Origin of the sequence: Kribbella sp. NPDC048928 (assembly GCF_043197975.1) — a bacterium.
Lineage (GTDB): Bacteria > Actinomycetota > Actinomycetes > Propionibacteriales > Kribbellaceae > Kribbella.
In genome coordinates this window covers 498,757-517,997 of record NZ_JBICUC010000004.1, presented here as the reverse complement: position 1 = coordinate 517,997, position 19,241 = coordinate 498,757, and the positions used below count along the sequence as shown (strand labels likewise).

Below are 19,241 nucleotides of genomic sequence, written 5' to 3'. Positions count from 1 at the left end.
CTGGCCGCGGCCCGGTCGTGCGGATGCGATCCGTCCCGATCCCGCGCTGACGGACGTCCGCCTCGAGGCCTGACGGATGTCACGGCGTGGTTGAGCTGCCGTGGTGGGCGTGGGAGCATCCGGCATGGCCAACTTCGGGGACTACCAGTTGCAGATCTACCTGCAGGGGATGTTGCAGGGGACGACACCGGAGATCACCACCGACCTGGCGCGGCTGGAGTCGCAGGCGGCCGGGAAGCTGCCCGTCGAGGCGATGGGGTACATCGTCCCGAGCGCGGGCAGCGGCGCGACCGCGCGGGCGAACCAGGTGGCGTTCGACCGCTGGCGCCTGGTGCCCCGGATGCTCCGCGGCAGTACCGACCGCGATCTGTCCTGCACGATCCTCGGTACGTCGATGCCGGCGCCGGTCCTGGTCGCGCCGATCGGCGTCCAGACCCTGGCGCACCCGGACGGAGAACTGGCGACCGCGCGGGCGGCGTCCACGCTCGGCCTCACGTACACGCACTCGACCCAGGCCAGTCACGCGATCGAGCAGATCGAGGCGGCGAGCAAGTGGTTCCAGCTGTACTACCCGACCGATCGTGACGTCTGCCTGAGCTTCCTGCAGCGCGCCAAGGCCGCCGGGTACGCCGTACTTGTCGTCACGCTCGACACCGGGACGATCGGGTGGCGACCGGCCGACCTGGATCGCGGGTTCCTGCCGTTCCTGAAGGGGGAGGGGCTGGCGAACTACTTCAGCGACCCCGCATTCCAGGCGAAGCTGGCCAAGCCGGTCGCCGAGGACCCGGGCGCGGCGGTGATGCAGTGGGCGCAGATGTTCCCGAACGTCGGCTTGGCGTGGGACGACCTGTCGTTCCTGCGCGACAACTGGGACGGCCCGATCGTGCTGAAGGGCATCACGCACGTCGAGGACGCGAAGCTCGCCGCAGAGCACGGCGTCGACGGGATCGTGGTCTCGAACCACGGCGGCCGGCAGGTCGACGGCGCGATCGCCTCCCTGGACGCGCTCCCGGCGATCGCGGACGCGGTCGGTGAACAACTGACGGTCCTGTTCGACTCCGGCGTACGCACCGGAGCCGACGCCGCCAAGGCACTCGCCCTCGGCGCCAAGGCGGTCCTGCTCGGCCGCCCCCTCCTCTACGGTCTCGCCCTGGCCGGCCAAGCAGGCGTCGAACACGTCCTCCGCTGCTTCCTGGCCGACCTGGACCTCACCCTCGCCCTGACCGGCCACGCCAACCACCGAGAACTGACCCGAGACTCAGTGGTGCGGAGCTGATCGCCGTACCGAACAACGGGTAGTGGTGGCGTTCGAACGCCGGCCGGCGGGTTGCTCACGGTGGCTCCCGGCAGTTCGTGGTGGCGATGGACACATCACTACCCGTTCTTCGGTACGCCGGGAGAAGATGGCGCCTGTGAGAGCGGTTGTTTTTGATCTGGATGACACGTTGTTCGATCACAGTGGGTCTGCGGAGCGGGGGCTTCGGGGATGGGTGGCGGGGCTGGGGCTTCCGGTGACGGACGAGCTGGTGGCCGAGTGGTTTGTGATCGAGGAGCGGGTGTACCCGGCGTGGCTGGCGGGGGAGTTGACGCATCAGGGGCAGCGGCGCGAGCGGCTGCGGGCGTTCCTGCCGTTGCTCGAGCTCGAGGTGCCGGGGACGGACGCCGAGCTGGACGAGGTGTTCGACGGGTATCTCCGGCAGTATCGCGCCAACTGGGTCGCTTACCCGGATGCGCGACCGGCCCTGGAAGTTGCGCGGGGCAACGGGTTGCGGATCGGCGTACTCACCAACGGCAGCACCAAGCAGCAGAACGCCAAGCTGGAATCCATCGGGCTGGCCGACCAGATCGACGTCGTGTGCACCTCTGAATCTCTTGGGGTCAGCAAGCCCGATCCGCTGGCCTATCAGCGGGTGTGTGAAGCGTTGGGCGTCGAGCCGATGGACGTGTTGATGATCGGCGACAACCTGGAGAACGACGTCCAGGGTGCCCGAGCGGCAGGTCTCACCGCCCGCCATCTCGACCGTCCGGCCGGGATGACACTGACGGAGTTGGTGTGAGAATGCTGACGACCGACGACGGTTGCCGGCTCTGGACGGAGACCCGCGGCACCGGGCCGTCCGTCGTCCTCGTGCACGGAGGTCCCGGTTGGTGGGACGTGTTCCAGGATCTGGAGCTGCCCGGGTTCACCCTGCACAGGTGGGATCAGCGCGGGGCCGGTCGATCGGATCGCACAGGCCCGTACACCCTCGCCCGGTCGGTCGCCGATCTCGCCACCGTCTGCGGTCCCGAACCGACGATGATCCTGGGTCACTCCTGGGGCGCCGCGCTGGCGCTGCAGTACGTCCAGCAGCATCCCGAGCAGGTCCAGAAGCTCGTCCTGGTCTCGTCTGTCGGCTTCGACGGACCACCCCCGAACTACCGCGAAGAGGTCGCCAAGCTCCTTGCCGAAACACCCGAGGACGATCCCTGGATCGCCCGTATTTCAACGGGTTTCGCCGACCGCAGCACCGCCCTCGACCATGCCCACCACCTCAACACTCCGCGCTTCGAACCCAACCGCGACGGTGCCGACGAGCTGCTCGCCGAGCTCAAGGCGCTCCCCGACAGAGCTGGTGACTGCGCGCGCATCGACGTACCGACGCTGCTCGTCCACGGTGGAGCCGACCTGCGGCCGCCCTCGGTCACCGACCGCCTGCTGGCGGCGCTCCCGAACGCGGAACGGGTAGTGCTCGACGGTGTCGGGCACTACCCGTGGGTGGAAGACCCGGACGCCTTCACACAGGTCGTCCGGGCTTTCCTCAGCTGATCGACCAGGTGTCGGCGCCGGTGACCAGGCTCTGCAGGTCGCCGGTGCCCTGGGCTTCCTGGGACGTGGTGACCTGCTGGCGGACGAGGTCGTCGTACGCCGGGCGGTCGACGTTGCGGAACACGCCGACCGGGGCGCGGTGCAGGACGCCCGCGTCGGTCAGCCGGGACAGCGCGAACGCGTACGCCGGGTCGTCGACGTGCGCGTCGTGCACGACCAGGTCGGCCTCACCGTTCGGCAACTCGGCGACCTCGCGGACCGCGAGCGACGCGAACCCGTCGCGGACCACCCCGAGGTGACCGTCGGTGCCGAACCGGATCGGCTCGCCGTGCACCAGCGGGATGATCGCGTCGTCCCGGGTCTCCGGGCTCTTGAACGCGTCGAAGGCGTTGTCGTTGAAGATCGGGCAGTTCTGGTAGATCTCCACGAACGCCGTACCGCGGTGCTCGGCGGCGGCCCGCAGCACCGAGGTCAGGTGCTTGCGGTCCGAGTCGACGGTCCGTGCCACGAAGGTCGCCTCCGCCCCGAGCGCCAGCGAGACCGGGTTGAACGGGTTGTCCACCGAGCCCATCGGCGTCGACTTCGTCACCTTGCCCGGCTCCGAGGTCGGCGAGTACTGCCCCTTGGTCAACCCGTAGATCCGGTTGTTGAACAGCAGGATCTTCAGGTTCACGTTCCGGCGCAGCGTGTGGATCAGGTGGTTGCCGCCGATCGACAGCGCGTCGCCGTCACCGGTGATCACCCAGACGCTGAGGTCCGGCCGGGCGGTCGCCAGCCCGGTCGCGATCGCCGGCGCGCGGCCGTGGATCGAGTGCATGCCGTACGTCGACAGGTAGTACGGGAAGCGGGACGAGCAGCCGATCCCGGAGACGATCGCGACGTTCTCGCGCTTGATCCCCAGCTCGGGCAGGAAGCCCTGGAAGGCCGCGAGGACGGCGTAGTCACCGCATCCCGGGCACCAGCGGACCTCCTGGTCCGACACGTACTCCTTGCGGTTCTGCGGCTCGGTCGCGGCCGGGACGCCGCTCAGACCGTTCGGCAGGCTGGGCATGCCCAGCTCGACGGTGCTCATCGTGCACCCTCCGTCTTGAATCCGGGATCCTTGAGGCCTGGGGTGTGACCGTTCTGGTCGGCCAGTGCCTCACCGTGCTTCAGCGCGGCGGCGGCCTCGCCGAGGTGGCGGGCGTCGTCGTCGATGCCTTCGGTCTCCTCGACCAGGTTGCCGATCACCTCGGCCAGCTCCGCGGCGCCCAGCGGCATGCCGCGGACCTGCGCGTAGGAGACGACGTCGACCAGGTACTTCGCCCGCAGCAGCATCGCGAGCTGCCCGAGGTTCATCTCCGGGACCAGGACCTTGTCGTACGACTTCAGCAGGTCGCCGAGGTTCTCCGGGAACGGGTTCAGGTGCCGCAGATGTGCCTGCGCAACCTTCCCGCCGACCTTGCGGACCCGGCGAACGGCCGCGCCGATGGGCCCGTACGTCGAACCCCACCCGAGCACCAGGACCTTCGCCCGGCCCTCGGGATCCTCCGGGTCGTCCACCTCGACCGGCGGGATCGACCGCGCGACCGCATCCACCTTCGCCTGGCGGGTGCGGATCATCAGGTCGTGGTTCGCCGGGTCGTAGGAGATGTTGCCGGTCTTGTCCTCCTTCTCCAGACCACCGATCCGGTGGTCCAGGCCCGCCGTACCGGGCACCGCCCAGGCGCGGGCGAGGGTCTCCGGGTCGCGCAGGTAGGGGAGGTAGGCCGGCGCGCCCTTGTCGTCGGTCGCGTTCGGCTCGACGGTGAAATTCGGCTCGATGGTCGGCAGGTCCTCGATCACCGGGATCTGCCACGGCTCGGAGCCGTTCGCCAGATAGCCGTCGGACAGCACGATCACCGGCGTCCGGTACGTGATCGCGATCCGGGCCGCCTCGATCGCGATCGCGAAGCAGTCCGCGGGGGACTGCGCCGCGAGCACCGGCAGCGGAGCCTCGCCGTTACGCCCGAACATCACCTGCAGCAGGTCGGCCTGCTCGGTCTTGGTCGGCATGCCGGTGGACGGGCCGGCGCGCTGGATGTCGCAGACCACGAGCGGCAGTTCGAGCATCACGCCGAGCCCGATCGTCTCGGACTTCAGGCTGATCCCGGGGCCGGACGAGGTGGTCACGCCGAGCGCGCCGCCGAACGACGCGCCCAGGGCGGCGCCGACACCGGCGATCTCGTCCTCGGCCTGGATCGTGGTGACGTTGAACCGCTTGAGCTTGGACAGCTCGTGCAGGACGTCGGAGGCCGGGGTGATCGGGTACGCGCCGAGCACGAGCGGCAGGCCCGCCCGCTGGGCGCCCGCCACCAGGCCGTACGCCAGCGCGAGGTTGCCGGAGATGTTCCGGTAGGTGCCGGTCGCCATCCGGGCCGGCTTCACCTCGTACCGGACGGAGAACTCCTCGGCGGTCTCACCGAAGTTGTAGCCCGCGCGGAAGGCCGCGATGTTCGCGTCCCGGATGTCCGGCACCTTCGCGAACTTGGTCTCCAGGAACGTGATCGTCGACTCGACCGGCCGCTGGAACAGCCAGGACACCAGGCCGAGCGCGTACATGTTCTTCGCGCGGGAGGCGTCCTTGCGGGACAGGCCGAACTCCTTGACCGACTCAACCGTCATGCCGGTGAGGTTCAGCGGGACGACGTGGTAGCCGTCGAGCTCGCCGGTCTCCAGCGGGTTCTCTTCGTAGCCGATCCGCTTCAGGTTGCGCGCGGTGAAGTCCGCGGTGTCGACGATCAGCGTCGCGCCCCGTGGCACGTCCTTCAGGTTCGCCTTCAGGGCCGCCGGGTTCATCGCGATCAGGACGTCGGGCGCATCACCCGGCGTCAGGATGTCGTGATCGGCGAAGTGCAACTGGAACGAACTCACGCCCGGCAGGGTCCCGGCTGGTGCCCGGATCTCTGCGGGGAAGTTGGGCAACGTCGACAGGTCATTGCCGAACGATGCCGTTTCCGCTGTGAACCTGTCCCCCGTGAGCTGCATCCCGTCACCGGAGTCGCCGGCGAACCGGATCACCACGCGGTCGAGCTGCTTGACCTCGATGGTCACTGTTCTGTTCATCTCCAAGTCGAAGCTTGGGTCGGTCTGCCGCTTCGTGGGCGACAGGTCGATCCCCCCGTCAGGGCGATAACCCCAATATTAGTTCGCTGTTGGAACGGAACCATGCGGAAGCCCCGGTGGTCCACAGCCTGGGACGCGGTGTTAAAAGCCGGTGCGGTCGGGTAGGAGCGGAACGGTTCCGTACGTCACCCTCCGCGTCCGCTCGCTTGCGATCCGCAGTGAGAACCGGCAGGGTGGCGTCGTCTTGTTGCAGATTCAGGGAGTTGTTTCATGCGCCGTGTGCGTTTGCTGGCCGGACTGCTGACCTTGCTGGTGCCCGGGTGTGCGGCTCCGGTCGCCCCCGCGGACAGTGCACTGAGTCTTGGCAGTACGGCGGCAGCGGCGCCGGTGTCCGTGACCATACCGACCCGTACGGCGAAGATCGCGAGCATCCGTACGACGGACGCGACCAAAGGTGTCATCACGGTGGTCGGCACGCTGACGCCGGCGCCCGCGGCGGGGACCCGGATCCCGCTGCACCAGTGGATCCCCTCGCTGAAACGCTGGCAGGAGGTTGCGCACGGGTACTCGTCCAGCGGCAGCGTGACGATCAGCACGGTGCAGCCCGGGTCGATTCGTACGTACCGGATCGCGGTCGGTGCGCAGGCGCCGTACGGTACGGCGATCTCGCCGATGATCAGCTTCAAGCACTACGTCTGGCGCGGGATGTTCAAGAAGGGTGTGCTGGCGGCCGGCGGTGTCGGGCAGCCGCAGTTCACCGTCGTACCGCCGAACGAAGGGCCGCGACGCTCCGAGGCCGACCTGCTGGCGAATCAGGGCGGGTACGTCTGGGGCGAGGTCGACTCGACCGGCTGCCGCTACTCGCGGAACTGGCTGGGCAACCTGACCGACGGGCTGGTGCGGGTGTCGCTGCACAACGGGACGAAGGCGCTGACGTCGCTGCGGATGAACCAAGAGACCGAGGCCTGGCTGAACTACGACATCTCCGGCGTGACCCGCCTACGCCTCCAGGCTGCCGACGTCCGCTCCGGCTACGGCCCGTACGTCTCAATCGACTCCCAACTGCTCTGCACGAACTAGACTCCCAGCCGTGTCGGACAGTTATGGCGTTGTCGCCGCGGTGGTCGCGCTCGGCCTGGTGGGGCTGATCGGCGCGTTCGCGCTGAACAAGGCGCTGACCGTCACGTATCCGACCGAGGGCAAGCTCAAGACGTACGAGTCCGGCGTCGACCCGGTCGGCGAGGGCTGGGCCCAGGTGCACATCCGGTACTACCTGTTCGCCTACCTCTACGTGATCTTCGCCGTCGACGCGATCTACCTGTTCCCGTGGGCCACGATCTTCGCCACGCTCGGCGTCGCGACCCTGATCGAGATGTTCGTCTTCCTCGCCTTCGTCGCAGTAGGCCTCCTGTACGCCTACCGCAAAAACGTCCTCCGCTGGACCTAGGGCATCTCTGCGAGGGCTGCCGCGATCGCCCAGTCCTGGCAGCCGACTCCGACCGACTTGAACACGGTTCGGCCGCTGCGGGGCGGGGGACTGGACAGGGCCGGGCCGAGTTCGAGGAGGTCCTGGGTCGTCAGGGTGCCGGAGGTGACGGCGTCGATGACCTCGCCGGATTCTTCGAGGGCGGCTTCGGTCTGGTCGACCAACACCGTGCTGGCGGTGGCGAACAGGTCGCGGGGGAGTTCGCGCATGGTGGGGCGGAAGGCTCCGACCGCGTTGACGTGGACCGATTCGGGGAGGGAGTCCGCGCTGAAGAGCGGGGTGGCGGACGAGGTGGCGCAGCAGATGATGTGCGGGTCCGCGATGGACGCGTCGATGTCCGTGCTCGACGTGAACCGTACGTCCGGAAACTCCGTACCCAACTCGCCGGCGAGTGCGGCGGCGCGGTCGGCCGAGCGGCCCACGATCGTGACGTCCGCGATCGGCCGTACGGCGAGCACTGCCCGGACCTGATCCGGTGCCTGCGCGCCGGAGCCGATCACGGTCAACCGACTCGCCTCCGCCGGGGCCAGCAGGTCCGTCGCGACACCGACCACTGCTCCGGTCCGCAGGGTGGTGATCGAGCTGCCCTCGGCGACCATCTGTTCGCCGTTGCCGGTCCAGACCAGGGTCGCGCGGATCGCCGGCACCTGGTCGAGCGCGATCCCGATCTTCTTCACCACGGCGGTCCCGGTCGGGGAGTGGTACGCCGACATCACGAGCACCGCGCCGTTGCCGAAGATCTGTCGCGGCGGCAGCACGAAATGCCCGGCGGCGAGCTCGGTGAACGCGTCCCGGACGGCGTCGACCGCCACGTTCATCGGGACGGACCGTCGGACGTCTTCTGCAGTGAGCACGAGCACCCGGCCGAGCATATTCGCTCCGCCGGAGCGTAACTGAAAGTAATTGCAACTTTGGCGGCCGGGACTCGTTGCCCGGTCACCGTTTGTGATTGCGTTCAGCAACAAACGCGAGTTTCAAGCGCCGGTATTAACGGAATGCGTACAGTTGGTCGCCAAGCGCTGGGTTCAGGGCTATGGTGATTACTCGGGGGAACGGGGCGAGTACATGGTGGTGAGGCTATGTCTTGGCAACTGTGGGTATTGATTGCCCTCGCTGCTGCAGGGCTGGCGCTGCTGGCCGTGGCGCGGATGCGGCACGCCCGCAAGGTCTTCGACGACATCACCGAAGTCAACCGCCCGGCGCACCGCCGCGCTAGCCCCGCGGCTGTCGAAGCCGAGCCCGACGAGCTGGCCCAGGCCCGCGCCCGCCACGTCACCCACGAGCCCAACCCGCACCGCAAACACGGCTGACTCCCGCTCCTGCGCGGCAGTACCTGTCAGTTGTCTTCGAGGAGGCCGTCGCGGCGGGCGACGGCGGCTGCTTCGGTGCGGGAGCGGACGCCGAGCTTGGCGAGGATGTTCGAGACGTGCACGCTGACGGTCTTCTCACTGATGTACAGCTCCCGCGCCAACTGCCGGTTGGTACGCCCCTCGGCAAGCAGCCGCAGCACCTCGGTCTCCCGTGACGTCAGCGCACTCGCGCCGTTAGCCTCACCACCGCCGGCCTCCTCGACCAGCGGCCGAGCACCCAGCTCGCGACCGGCCTCGGCCGCCAGCACCAGCTGCTCGTTCGCCTCGGCAACCCGGCCCGCGGCGCGCAGCGCGGCCGACAGCCGGATCCGCGACCACGCCTGCTCGAAAACGTACCCGTACCCGAACGCGTCCGTGGTCCGATGCCAGGACGCGACGTGCTCCTCGGGCGACGGCGGGTCGATCCCGGTCAGCCAGCGCAACCGCTCCCACTCCGACTCCAGCCGTGCCAGCCACGCCAGCCCCTCGACGCCCATCAACCGCCCGGGCGGTAAGCCCTTCTCGGCGGTCGTCTGACCGATCGAGACGAGCTCCGCGCCGCGCGCGACCAGGTCCGCGGCGGCCGACGGCTCGCCGACCGCGCGATGGCACAGCAGCTGCAGCCCGAGCGCCGCGAACCGGATCCGCCCGAGGAACCACTCGGTCTGGAACAGGTCCGTGCACAGCGTGACCACGTCGGCGATCAGCTTCTCCGCCGCGGCCGGCTTGTCCAGCTCGCGGTACGCGTCCACAGCAGGCTGCAGCCCGATGATCGGCAGCATGACGTCCAGGTCCCACCACCTGCGGGACAGCTCGAACTCCTCCGCGACCTCCGTGTCGCCACGCGCGCCGCGGACCGAGAACTCCACCGCCCGCAACGCCGCCCCGGCCGCGGCCGGCGTCATCGAGTCCGTCCGGGCGGTCGCCGACGCAGCCTCCCAGTCGCCGAGCATGAACTCCGTCAGCGCCAGCATCCGCCGCGCGTCGAACCCGTACGCCGCCCACTGCCGCCCGAGCTCACCGGCCCGCTTGGTCGCGAGCGCCAGCGCCGACTTCGCATTGATCAGGTCGCCCTGCTCGTACCGCAAGGATCCGAGCAGGAACCGGCTCCGCACCTCGGCCGCCGGATCACCCGTCAGCTGTGCCCGGACCGCGGCCTCCTCGAGCTGCTTGGCCGCGGTCTCCGGATCGCCTGCGCGGCGCCGGAGCTGGGCGAGCGTGATCCCGGCATCACTGGCCGCGGACTCCTGCCCGGCGTCGCGGGCGATCTCGAGCGCCTTGTGCGCCCAGCGCTCCGCCTCCATCGGCCGGCCGAGTGCGTCGGACACGCGGGCGTACAGCGAGGCGACCTGTGCCTTGAGGACGCTGGCCGGCTCGTCGTGCACCAGCTTGAGCGCCTGGGTGATCGCCTCGTTCGCCTCGTTGTCCTGGTCGATGATCAGCGCGATGTCGGCCAGCGGCAGCAGCAGCTCGGCCCGTTGCTGTTGCGGTGCGTCGGCCGGCAGGTCGGCGAGCGCCTTCCTGAGGAGCTTGAGCCCGCGCAGGTGCTGCGAGGACAAGGTGGCCGCGGTCGCCGTGTCGACGATCAGCCAGGTCTTGTCGACCGTGCTCTTCGGGCCGGCGTTCGGGAAGAGCTCGAGCGCCATCTCGTAGTGCTTCAACGCCTCTTGAGGTGCGGCGACCGAGAGCGCCTCCTGACCGGCCCGGACGCGCGCCTCGAACGCGGTCGCCAGGTCGTGCGAGCGGGTCGCGTGCCCGGCCAGCTCCGCCGCCGTACCGGAAACGGTCTGGTTCTCCAGGGCTTGTACGTACGCGCCGTGCTCGCGGACGCGTTCGCCCGGCAGCAGGTCGTCGTACACGGCCTCGGCCAGCAGGGCATGGCGGAAGTAGTACCGATCGCTGATCGGCACGTCGATGATGTGCGCGTCGATCAGCTCGCGGAGGGCGTCGTCGAGCTCGCGGTCCGGCAGCTTGGCGACGGCCGTGAGCAGGTCGTGCGGAACGCGCCGGCCCGCAACGGCGATCACGCGGGCGATCTGGCGGGCGTCGTCGGACAGCGGATCGAGGCGGACGAGCAGCAGATCGGCGAGATCGGGCGGTACGCCGTCGTCGTCGCCCATCGAGGCCGCGGCCGCGAGCTCCTCGGTGAAGAACGCGTTGCCGCCGGCCCGCTCCAGGATCCGGCGCTCCTCGTCCGCGGGGAGCGGGTTGCTGAGCAGCGAGTTCAGCAGGGTGCGGGCCTCGTCGGCGTCGAGGGGCAGCAGGTTCACCCGGCGTACGCGCGGATTGCGGGCCCACTCGGCGATCGGCCGGCGGAGCGGGTGCCGGCGGTGCAGGTCGTCGCTGCGGTACGACACCACGAGCGCGAGGCGCTGCGCGGTCAGCCGGGTGATCAGGAAACCGATCAGGTCCCGCGTCGAGTCGTCGGCCCAGTGCACGTCCTCGATGATCACCAGCAACGGCTCGCTGGTGGCGAGCGCGGTGAAGGCGCCGAGGACCGCGTCGAACAGGGCTGCTCGGTCGAGCTGTCCTTCCTGCGGCGCGGGCTGGGCGCCGAGCAGCCGGTGCGCCGGCAGCAGCCGGCCGATGGCCGGGAAGTTCGTCAGGACGCCCTCGACGAGGTCGGGGCGGTCGCCCGCGAGCCGGCCGAAGATCTCCGAGAACGGCTGGTACGGCAGGCCGGCGTCGCCGAAGTCGGTGCAGTGCCCGACCAGCACCCCGAACCCGCGCTCGTGGGCGCCGGTCGCCACCTCGTCGAGCATCCGGGTCTTGCCGACACCGGCGTCGCCCGACAGCAGCACAGCGCCGGCGCGCCGCGTACGGGCGTCATCCACGGCGCTGAGCATGGCGGCCATCTCGGACGAGCGGCCGACGAGAGGTGTCGAATTCCAGGGCACGTCGTCCATCTTCGCCCCTGGCGCCGACACAAATCGACGGTATCCCGTTCTACGAGTGCTCTCGGCCCCTGAATGGTGCCCCGAACCGGGTACAGAAACGCCGTCCCTGATCGTCGATCGGCGATCAGGGACGGCGGTCCCGGCGGTCATGCGACCGGTCGGGGTCGGAGGAGGTGGCGCGGCTTCGGCGTGGTCGCCTTCGCGGTGCGCTCCCGGCGATTCGCGGCCCGGTAGTCACGCTTGGCGCGCTCCAGGCGGTACGCCGCCTCCGCCTTCATCGAGTCGGGGGTCAGTGGAATGTTGATCATGGTGTCCCTCCCTTCAGGCTTTCCGGCCGAACAGGTGGTTGATGGCCCGGCGGCTCCGGGTGGTCCGGTGCTGCCGGAAGTCGCGGCTGAGGCGCTCCCTGCGGTAGTCGACCTCGGCCTTGACCGCTGCGTTCGTGTACATGTGGTCCTCCGTTTGGTTGCCGCCGGCTCCCTGCCGACAGGTGTAAATCTGCTCGTCTGAGGTGGGGCCGCACATCGGAACTCCTCCCTATCCCTCCGGGCCCGTGGGCCTTAGGCGCTCTGAGGGGGTCCTAGGTGGTGCCTAAGGGCCCCGGAACGACGGCGGCGGGGGGGGGGGGGGGGGGGGGGGGGGGGGGGGGGGGGGGGGGGGGGGGGGGGGGGGGGGGGGGGGGGGGGGGGGCCGGGGGGGGCCCCCCCCCCCCCCCCCCCGCCCCCCGCCCCCCCCCCCCCCCCCCCCCCCCCCCCCCCCCCTTGGGGGGAGGGGGATTGGGGTGGTGAACGTGCGGTCACATCGCGGGCCGGGCCCGGAGCTCGGGCGCGCAGGGCTGCGGCGGCTGCACCGCGCGCCTGCGCTGGAACCAGGACGGCCGCTGGAAGTCCCGGCGGATCCGCTCCTGCCGGTACGTCATCTCCGCACGCATCGCGTCGGTCGAGTAAACGAACATGATCTCCTCCGCTGCTCTCTCTGCCTGAGAAAACAGTCGCCTCCTGAGGAGACCCCCCACATCAGCACTACTCCCTATGCGCCGGCGGTTGGAGCCTTAGGTGGCCGACCAGGCAGGCAGAAGTGCCCATACGAGGGCTGTCGCAGGCGTGTCGGGAGACTTCTGCCTGCCTGGGCGACCAGCATCAGCTGCGGTAGGTGAGGCTGAGTTCGTAGTGGGTGGGATCGAGGAGTTCGTCGGCGTGCTCGGCGAACTGGTCGTTGGCGGTCCAGCTGGTGCGGGTGGTGTGCAGGAACCAGGTGTCGTCGGGGCGTTCCAGGTGGCCGGCCTCGACGGGGGTGAGCGGGCGGCCGCGGAGGCGCTGCTCGCAGTGGTCGAGGTACAGGCCGGCCCGGTTCAGGGTGACGCTGATCGAGCCGTTGTCCAGTCCGCGTACGGGCAGGTCGCGGAGCTCGTCGATCGCGGGGATCCGGCTGCGTTCGAGCGAGATCGCCGTACCGTCGGTGAGCTGCCGGACGCGCTCGATCACCACCAGCGCGGGCGACGGCAGCCCGAGCCGTTCCGCCAGGTCCGGATCGTTCTCGAGCTCGATCCGGACGGTACGCATCCGGGTCTCCACACCCTGCTCTGACAGCGCGTGCGTCCACCCGAGCCGCCCGTCCAGCGGCCGACCGTCGAACAACACGTACGAACCTTTGCCGGTGCGGGTCGCGATCAGCTCGTCCTCGGCCAGTACGGCGAGCGCCGCCCGCACTGTGTTCCGGCTGACCGAGAAGCGCTTCGCCAGCTCGACCTCACCGGGCAGTTGCGAGCCCCGCCGTACGACGCCGGACCTGATCTCCCGCGCGAGGACCCGCGCCACCCGCTCGTGCTTGAGCCGGATCATCGCAACTGCTCCACGCTCACGATCTCCAGCATCGGTCCGTACAGCCGCATCAGATCGATCGCCTTGCGGTGGTTCTCGTCCGTCGACCCGGCACAGGCCTCCTCGACCACCTGGACGTGGACACCGGCATCGACCGCGGCCAGCGCCGTACTGATCACGCAACAATCTGTGGCCACGCCGGCCAGTACCAGCCGTCCGTCGGTACGGGCCGCGAGTTCGGGGCCCCAGGCACCGAACGTCGTCTTGTCCAGAGTTGGAGCGCCCTTGAACTCGTCAACGAGTTGGTAGTCCGCCGTATCGGCCGGTTGCAGCGCGAACGGAAACTGTTCGTAGTAATCGACCCACGCTCCGTCAGGCCGCTCCGGTGCGACGAACCGGGTGAAGACCACGTCCGGCGAGAACAGCCTGATCAGCTCGCGCGTAGGTTCGACGACGCGCTGGAAATCGGGCGTCGCCCATCCGGACGCCGGATCCGCGAAGATCCGCTGCAGGTCGATGAGCGCCAGCGTCATCCGTCGATCGCCTCCTGCCGTCGGACGGCCGGACGTCCGCCGAACCACTGCACGACGAAACCGATCACCAGCGCCGCCAGGACGCCGAGGTTCGCGTACGCCCAGGCGCCTTCCTTGCCGCCGAGCCCGAACGCCCCGAGCAGGTAGCCCTGCCAGGTCAGCCAGGACGCGAGCGTGTTCGTGACCAGACCCCATCCGATGCCGGTGGCAATGACCATCGTTGCGACCGGCAACCAGCGGATGTCGCCGTACCGGCCGGTCGAGCGGTAGAAGTCCGCCTCCGCGTAGTCGCGGCGCCGCGCCGCGATGTCGGCGAGCATGATCCCGCACCAGGCCGCGATCGGTACGCCGAGCGTGATCAGGAATCCCTGGAACTGGCCGAGGAACTCGCCGCCGTAGAACACCACGTAGATCGTCCCTGCGATCATCACCACGCCGTCGACGAAGGCCGCGACGTACCGCTTGACCGGCAGCCCGAGCGACAGCAGTGCGAGCCCGGACGAGTAGATGTCCAGTACGGCGCCGCCCACCAGACCGAGCACCGCGACGATCACGAACGGCACCAGGAACCAGGTCGGCAACGCCGCCGCCAGCGCACCGATCGGGTCGGCGCCGATCGCCGTACTCAGATCCTTCGACGAGCCGGCGAGCAGCAGGCCGAAGACGAGCAGTACGACCGGAGCGACCGAGCCGCCGAACGTGGTCCAGCCGACGACGCCGCGACTCGATGCCCGGCGCGGGAGGTACCGCGAGTAGTCAGCGGCCGCATTGACCCAGCCGAGACCGAACCCGGTCATCAGGAAAACGAGTGCGCCGATCACGGCCTGCGCGGAGCCGCTCGGCAGCGCGGACACCGCGCTCCAGTGGATCTGGTCGGCGACGAGCACGATGTAGACGACCGTGAGGACGCCGGTGACGACCGTGATGATCGTCTGCGCGCGCATGATCAGGTCGAAGCCGAGCACGCCGCAGGCCATCGTGAGCAGGCCGACCACGATCAGCGCGATCACCTTGGTCACCGCGCCGCCACCCCAGCCGAGGCGTTCGAAAACGGTTGCCGTGGCGAGGGTCGCGAGGATCGTCAGTACGGTCTCCCAGCCGACGGTCAGCAACCAGGAAACCAGTGCCGGCAGCTTGTTTCCGCGGACCCCGAACGGAGCCCTGCTGAGCACCATGGTCGGCGCCGAACCACGTTTTCCGGCGAGCGCGATCAGACCGCAGAGCAGGAACGAGAACACCACCCCGATCAGCCCGGCGATCACCGCCTGCCAGAACGAGATTCCGAACCCGAGCGCGAACGCTCCGTAGCTCAGTCCGAGTACCGACACGTTGGCCCCGAACCACGGCCAGAACAACTGGCTCGGGCGGCCTTTGCGGTCCGCGTCCGCGATCACGTTCAGCCCGTTGCTCTCGACGGAGAGCGTACGGGTCTGCTGCACCTCGACCTGGTCGGTCATGCCGGCTCCTTCGAAGGACCTGTTCAGTCCTGTTCAAATCGACGGTAGGACGCGGCGCCCCGGCGGTCAACGAGTTAACCGGACTAGGCTGAGCGACATGGCTGAGACCGAGCTGGGGATGCCGACCGTGCGGCCGGCCGTGGGCGCGTTGGCGAAGCTCGCGCCGGAGCCCGTCCGGTACCTGCTGAACTGGGGACGGAAGTACTCGCTCTGGGTCTTCAACTTCGGCCTCGCCTGCTGCGCGATCGAGTTCATCGCCGCGTCGATGGGCCGCCACGACTTCATCCGGCTCGGCGTGATCCCGTTCGCGCCCGGCCCGCGGCAGGCCGACCTGATGGTGGTGTCCGGCACCGTCACGGACAAGATGGCGCCGGCGATCAAGCGGCTCTACGACCAGATGCCCGAGCCCAAGTACGTGATCTCGTTCGGCTCCTGCTCGAATTCCGGCGGCCCGTACTGGGACTCGTACTGCGTGACCAAGGGTGTCGACCAGATCATCCCGGTCGATGTCTACGTACCAGGCTGCCCGCCGCGGCCCGAGGCGCTGCTGCAGGGCATCCTCAAACTGCAGGAGAAGATCGCCGGCGAGACGCTCGCAAGCCGGTACGACGAGCCGTCCGCGGCCGCGCTGACGCGGGGGCTGGTGCAGCCTTGAGCGCGGACGCTCTGGAGGCGCTCACCGGTGCGGGCATCGCGGCGTCTCAGGTGGACAGCTTCGGCCCGGTCGCCATCGACGTACCGGTGGAGTCGTGGGTCGCTGCACATGAGGTCCTGCGGGATACGGTCGGGTTCACGTTCTTCGATTTCCTGAGTGCGTCCGACGAGCTCAAGGCCGGCTTCCGGGTGGTGACGCATCTCGCCGACTTCTGGGGCGGGTCGCACGTGGAGCATGTGCTGGTGCGCACGTTGGTGCCGCGTGAAGGCGCTGTGCTGCCGACGTTGTCCGAGCTGTACGCCGGGGCGAACTGGCATGAGCGCGAGACGCACGAGATGTTCGGGATCGGGTTCGACGGGCATCCGAATCTGATCACGCTGCTGCTGCCGGACGAGTTCGAGGGGCACCCGCTGCGGAAGGAGTTCGTGCTCGCGTCGCGGGTCGCGAAACCGTGGCCGGGCGCGAAGGAGCCGGGCGAGTCCGACCATGCGCCGGCAGGTGCGCCGAGCCGCCGCCGTACGCTCCCACCCGGCGTTCCAGACCCGGAAACCTGGGGTCCTCGCCCACCCGGATCCGCCGACCCCGACCCCCTGGCCCCCGCCGAAGCCGCCGCCACCCCCGCCCGCCCGCGCCGCGCAGGCGCCCCCGGCGAACGCCGCGCCCGCCGCCAACCCCCACCCGCACCCACGGAAGCCCCGCCCACCAACGCGCCGCCCACCGCCGCGCCTGACGCGCCGCCTGCTGATCCTCCGACCGGAGACGATGTGTCGTGATTCCTGCGCCTGAAGAGCTGGCTCGATGGACGTTGGAGCGGCAACATCCGCTGACTCGTACGTGGGTGGATGACGCGCGCCGGCTGGCGATCCTCACCGAGGAACACGCCGCGCTGGACATCCTGCTCGCCGAGGACCTCGACATCGCCGTCCAGCGCACCGCCCGCCTGGCGCCCGGAAAACCGGCCGAGTCGATGCTCAACCATTGGGTTGCCGTCGGCAACGACCTGTACGTGATGTTCAGCATGCGCTTCGAGAACCTCAACCTGGCAAGGCCGTTCGTCGACGCCACCCCGATGACCCGCTCCCCGGAACCGCGCGACCTACCCGGCATCGCTGCGGCCGCCCAGCAGTACTACGGCGTCCACAACCCTCTGTATGTCCGCCTGTGGACCGCCGAGGCCGCTGTCGACGGCACGCTCCCGGACCGCCGCTTCCTCGCGGCCCCGATCAGCGACCTGCAGCCGCACGACGTACCGCCCGGCCTCGCGCTCCGCCCGGCGAAGACCGTCGACCACTACGACGAGGCGCGCGATGCGTACGCCGCCGTGGATGCCGACCACCCGCACCACGCCGAGGAAGCGAGTCTCCAGGACCTGGACGACCTGGAAGAGTCCGCCGAGGACGGTCTGCTGTACGAGGTGACGGTGGACGGCGAATGGGCTGGGTACGCCGCCGCGATCATCAAGCCCGACGACGCCCTCGGCCTGCCCGCGTACGTGGTCCGCGAAATGATCCTCGCCCCCGAGCACCGCGGCCACGGCTACGGCCGCCACCTCAGCGCCCTGCTCGCCCAGGCCCTCCCCGACCCCACCCGCATCCTGATCGGCACCATCCACAACGCCAACCACGGAGCCCGCACCGCCGCCCTCCAAGCCGGCCGCCAAGACATCGGCGGCTGGCTCCAACTCCCCCTGTAGCCACTCGTTCCCACCCCGAGTCGTGGAAAATGGCTCGATTTCACAACCCCATTCCACGACTCGCCGAACAGCCCCAGAACCATTCGCCACGACTGGACAGCGCCGGCGGCGCCTGAGCCCGCCTTATGACCAGGCCTGTTGCATGACCTCGGGGTCCGCCAGGTCGCGGGCCAGTTCCAAGAATCGCTTCAGGTCGGCAACGGTCACGGCGACCTCCGATCGCATCGCCTCCTGTTCGCTTCTGATGATGTCAGGGGCGGGGTGGGGTGTAGTAGAAGACTTCTTCTCGGGTTATTTGGCCGGCGGTGACGGTGCAGAGGGAGAGTTTGGTGGTGTGGGCGGGGGCTCCGGTACGGGGATTGTGGTGGGTGAAGATGAAGCGGATCGCGAAGTGGTTGTCGAGTACCAGCGGGCCCAGTACGTCGATGTGGTCGTACACGAGGTCGGCCGTCAGGCGGTCGGCGTTCTCGAGGATGGCTTCGGTGCCCTTCAGTTCGATCTCTTCGCCGTCGGTCTCGAGCGGTGCGACCCGGACTACGTCGGGGGACGTCAGCGCAAGCGCTTCGTCGAGCCGTCCACCCTTCAATGCGTCGACGTACAGCCGAGCAACCTCCGCAGTCGAGGGAGTGGTGGGCGGGGTTCGGAATTCGGGGGCGTGGTCTTGGGCCCAGGTGGTGAAGGGGCGGGCGGGGCGGCCGGTCAGTTCGGCGACGGTTGTGGTGACTGGTTCGGGGTTGTCGACGAGTGCGGCGAAGTAGGCGATCGAGCTCTCGGCCAGGATCGGGTCGGCGCCGAGGTCGAGCATCGCCTGCCGCGCCACGTCGTCGGGCATGGCCTCGACGCGCATCGGCTTGCCGACCACCCGCGCGATCGTCTCGATCTGCTCGGACTGGGTCAGTGCCTCGGGTCCGGTGATGTCGTAACTCCGGCCGATGTGATGCTCGCCGAGCAGCGCAAGGACGCAGACCGCGGCGATGTCCTGCTCGTGGATCAGCGACCGGCTCGCCTCCGGCGACGCGACGCGGACCACCTCGCCGGTACGGAAGTCGCCGGCCCACCCCTGCGCGTTGACGGCGAAGCCACTCGGCCGTACGAACGTCCAGTCCTTGCCCTTCAGCAATTCCTCGACATCGCCCCACACACTGCCCGGTGCCGCGTTGAGCGAGGACAGATAGACGACCCGCCGCGGGAGTTCGCGGACCACCTCGGCCGCACCGTAGGCACTGAACGACGGCCACAGCAGGAACGCCGCGTCGACCCCATCGGCCGCGCGCTTCACAGCACCCGGATCGTTGATATCGCCCTGGATCAGTTCGACGTCGCGCGGGAGATCGGCACGTTCCGGCGTACGGACAAGGGCTCGAACGGAGACGCCCGCGGCGCGCAGCCCGTCGACGACGTGCCGCCCGACGCGCCCGGTGGCTCCGGTGACAAGAATTGTTCTCATGCGACCCACCCTCC

General features: G+C 69.3%; 20 protein-coding genes. 9 read left to right on the top strand and 11 right to left on the bottom strand.

The features are described 5' to 3' along the window. The first annotated feature begins 124 nt into the window (after window positions 1-124). The 3 genes from ACGFI6_RS20470 to ACGFI6_RS20460 all read left to right on the top strand — a co-directional run bounded on the left by ACGFI6_RS20470 (window position 125) and on the right by ACGFI6_RS20460 (window position 2,806). On the top strand, window positions 125-1,276 hold the full coding sequence (locus ACGFI6_RS20470; RefSeq protein ID WP_393120667.1) for an alpha-hydroxy-acid oxidizing protein: 1,152 nt from the start codon (window positions 125-127) through the stop codon (window positions 1,274-1,276). 127 nt (window positions 1,277-1,403) lie between these two features. After that, window positions 1,404-2,057: an HAD family hydrolase gene (locus ACGFI6_RS20465; protein WP_393120666.1), complete on the top strand. Its 654-nt coding sequence runs from the start codon at window positions 1,404-1,406 to the stop codon at window positions 2,055-2,057. 2 nt (window positions 2,058-2,059) lie between these two features. Further along, on the top strand, window positions 2,060-2,806 hold the full coding sequence (locus ACGFI6_RS20460; RefSeq protein WP_393121275.1) for an alpha/beta fold hydrolase: 747 nt from the start codon (window positions 2,060-2,062) through the stop codon (window positions 2,804-2,806). Here the strand turns inward: ACGFI6_RS20460 and ACGFI6_RS20455 are convergent. Both ACGFI6_RS20455 and ACGFI6_RS20450 read right to left on the bottom strand, forming a co-directional pair. Continuing rightward, window positions 2,799-3,878: a 2-oxoacid:ferredoxin oxidoreductase subunit beta gene (locus ACGFI6_RS20455; protein WP_393120664.1), complete on the bottom strand. Its 1,080-nt coding sequence runs from the start codon at window positions 3,876-3,878 to the stop codon at window positions 2,799-2,801. The genes ACGFI6_RS20460 and ACGFI6_RS20455 overlap by 8 nt on opposite strands. Next, entirely contained in the window at window positions 3,875-5,890 is a 2,016-nt protein-coding gene (locus tag ACGFI6_RS20450) for a 2-oxoacid:acceptor oxidoreductase subunit alpha (protein ID WP_393120662.1), read from the bottom strand. Before ACGFI6_RS20450 ends, ACGFI6_RS20455 begins: the two co-directional genes overlap by 4 nt. A 270-nt stretch (window positions 5,891-6,160) precedes the next feature. On the opposite strand from ACGFI6_RS20450, the gene ACGFI6_RS20445 reads away from it, so the two are divergent. After that, window positions 6,161-6,970: a hypothetical protein gene (locus ACGFI6_RS20445; RefSeq protein ID WP_393120660.1), complete on the top strand. Its 810-nt coding sequence runs from the start codon at window positions 6,161-6,163 to the stop codon at window positions 6,968-6,970. Between the two features lie 10 nt (window positions 6,971-6,980). Further along, on the top strand, window positions 6,981-7,337 hold the full coding sequence (locus ACGFI6_RS20440; RefSeq protein ID WP_393120658.1) for an NADH-quinone oxidoreductase subunit A: 357 nt from the start codon (window positions 6,981-6,983) through the stop codon (window positions 7,335-7,337). On the opposite strand, the gene ACGFI6_RS20435 is transcribed toward ACGFI6_RS20440, so the two are convergent. After that, window positions 7,334-8,236: an ornithine cyclodeaminase family protein gene (locus tag ACGFI6_RS20435; RefSeq protein WP_393120656.1), complete on the bottom strand. Its 903-nt coding sequence runs from the start codon at window positions 8,234-8,236 to the stop codon at window positions 7,334-7,336. The two genes, ACGFI6_RS20440 and ACGFI6_RS20435, sit on opposite strands and share 4 nt — an antisense overlap. A 219-nt stretch (window positions 8,237-8,455) precedes the next feature. Here ACGFI6_RS20435 and ACGFI6_RS20430 point away from each other — a divergent pair, with 219 nt between their 5' ends. Further along, window positions 8,456-8,686: a hypothetical protein gene (locus tag ACGFI6_RS20430; protein WP_393120654.1), complete on the top strand. Its 231-nt coding sequence runs from the start codon at window positions 8,456-8,458 to the stop codon at window positions 8,684-8,686. A 26-nt stretch (window positions 8,687-8,712) separates the two neighbouring features. Here the strand turns inward: ACGFI6_RS20430 and ACGFI6_RS20425 are convergent, their stop codons facing one another. The 7 genes from ACGFI6_RS20425 to ACGFI6_RS20395 all read right to left on the bottom strand — a co-directional run bounded on the left by ACGFI6_RS20425 (window position 8,713) and on the right by ACGFI6_RS20395 (window position 15,432). Continuing rightward, window positions 8,713-11,652, bottom strand: a complete 2,940-nt coding sequence (locus ACGFI6_RS20425; RefSeq protein WP_393120652.1) for an AAA family ATPase — start codon at window positions 11,650-11,652, stop codon at window positions 8,713-8,715. Between the two features lie 116 nt (window positions 11,653-11,768). Then, window positions 11,769-11,930 carry a hypothetical protein gene (locus tag ACGFI6_RS20420; RefSeq protein WP_393120650.1) on the bottom strand — a complete coding sequence of 54 codons (162 nt, stop codon included), beginning with the start codon at window positions 11,928-11,930 and terminating at the stop codon, window positions 11,769-11,771. Window positions 11,931-11,943: 13 nt separating this feature from the next. Beyond that, window positions 11,944-12,072, bottom strand: coding sequence for a hypothetical protein (locus tag ACGFI6_RS20415; RefSeq protein ID WP_393120649.1), 129 nt, complete (start codon window positions 12,070-12,072; stop codon window positions 11,944-11,946). Between the two features lie 346 nt (window positions 12,073-12,418). Continuing rightward, window positions 12,419-12,577, bottom strand: a complete 159-nt coding sequence (locus ACGFI6_RS20410) for a hypothetical protein (protein WP_393120647.1) — start codon at window positions 12,575-12,577, stop codon at window positions 12,419-12,421. A gap of 184 nt (window positions 12,578-12,761) precedes the next feature. After that, window positions 12,762-13,463, bottom strand: a complete 702-nt coding sequence (locus ACGFI6_RS20405; protein WP_393120645.1) for a GntR family transcriptional regulator — start codon at window positions 13,461-13,463, stop codon at window positions 12,762-12,764. Further along, complete coding sequence (locus ACGFI6_RS20400; RefSeq protein ID WP_393120643.1) at window positions 13,460-13,975, bottom strand: cysteine hydrolase family protein; 516 nt, start codon at window positions 13,973-13,975, stop codon at window positions 13,460-13,462. The genes ACGFI6_RS20405 and ACGFI6_RS20400 overlap by 4 nt, the downstream gene beginning before the upstream one ends. Next, the gene (locus ACGFI6_RS20395) at window positions 13,972-15,432 is read right to left on the bottom strand and encodes a purine-cytosine permease family protein (RefSeq protein WP_393120641.1); all 1,461 of its coding nucleotides are present in this window, start codon (window positions 15,430-15,432) and stop codon (window positions 13,972-13,974) included. The genes ACGFI6_RS20400 and ACGFI6_RS20395 overlap by 4 nt, the downstream gene beginning before the upstream one ends. Window positions 15,433-15,529: 97 nt before the next feature. Between ACGFI6_RS20395 and ACGFI6_RS20390 the strand changes: the two genes are divergently transcribed. Genes ACGFI6_RS20390 through ACGFI6_RS20380 form a run of 3 tightly spaced genes read left to right on the top strand, consistent with a single transcriptional unit; the run spans window position 15,530 to window position 17,780 of the window. Continuing rightward, complete coding sequence (locus ACGFI6_RS20390; RefSeq protein ID WP_393120639.1) at window positions 15,530-16,087, top strand: NADH-quinone oxidoreductase subunit B; 558 nt, start codon at window positions 15,530-15,532, stop codon at window positions 16,085-16,087. Next, on the top strand, window positions 16,084-16,860 hold the full coding sequence (locus tag ACGFI6_RS20385; RefSeq protein ID WP_393120638.1) for an NADH-quinone oxidoreductase subunit C: 777 nt from the start codon (window positions 16,084-16,086) through the stop codon (window positions 16,858-16,860). Before ACGFI6_RS20390 ends, ACGFI6_RS20385 begins: the two co-directional genes overlap by 4 nt. Next, a complete protein-coding gene (locus tag ACGFI6_RS20380; protein ID WP_393120636.1) occupies window positions 16,857-17,780 on the top strand; it encodes a GNAT family N-acetyltransferase in 924 nt (307 codons plus the stop codon). The genes ACGFI6_RS20385 and ACGFI6_RS20380 overlap by 4 nt, the downstream gene beginning before the upstream one ends. 250 nt (window positions 17,781-18,030) lie before the next feature. Here ACGFI6_RS20380 and ACGFI6_RS20375 read toward each other — a convergent pair whose 3' ends face one another. Continuing rightward, entirely contained in the window at window positions 18,031-19,227 is a 1,197-nt protein-coding gene (locus ACGFI6_RS20375) for an NAD(P)H-binding protein (protein ID WP_393120634.1), read from the bottom strand. Window positions 19,228-19,241: the final 14 nt, after the last annotated feature.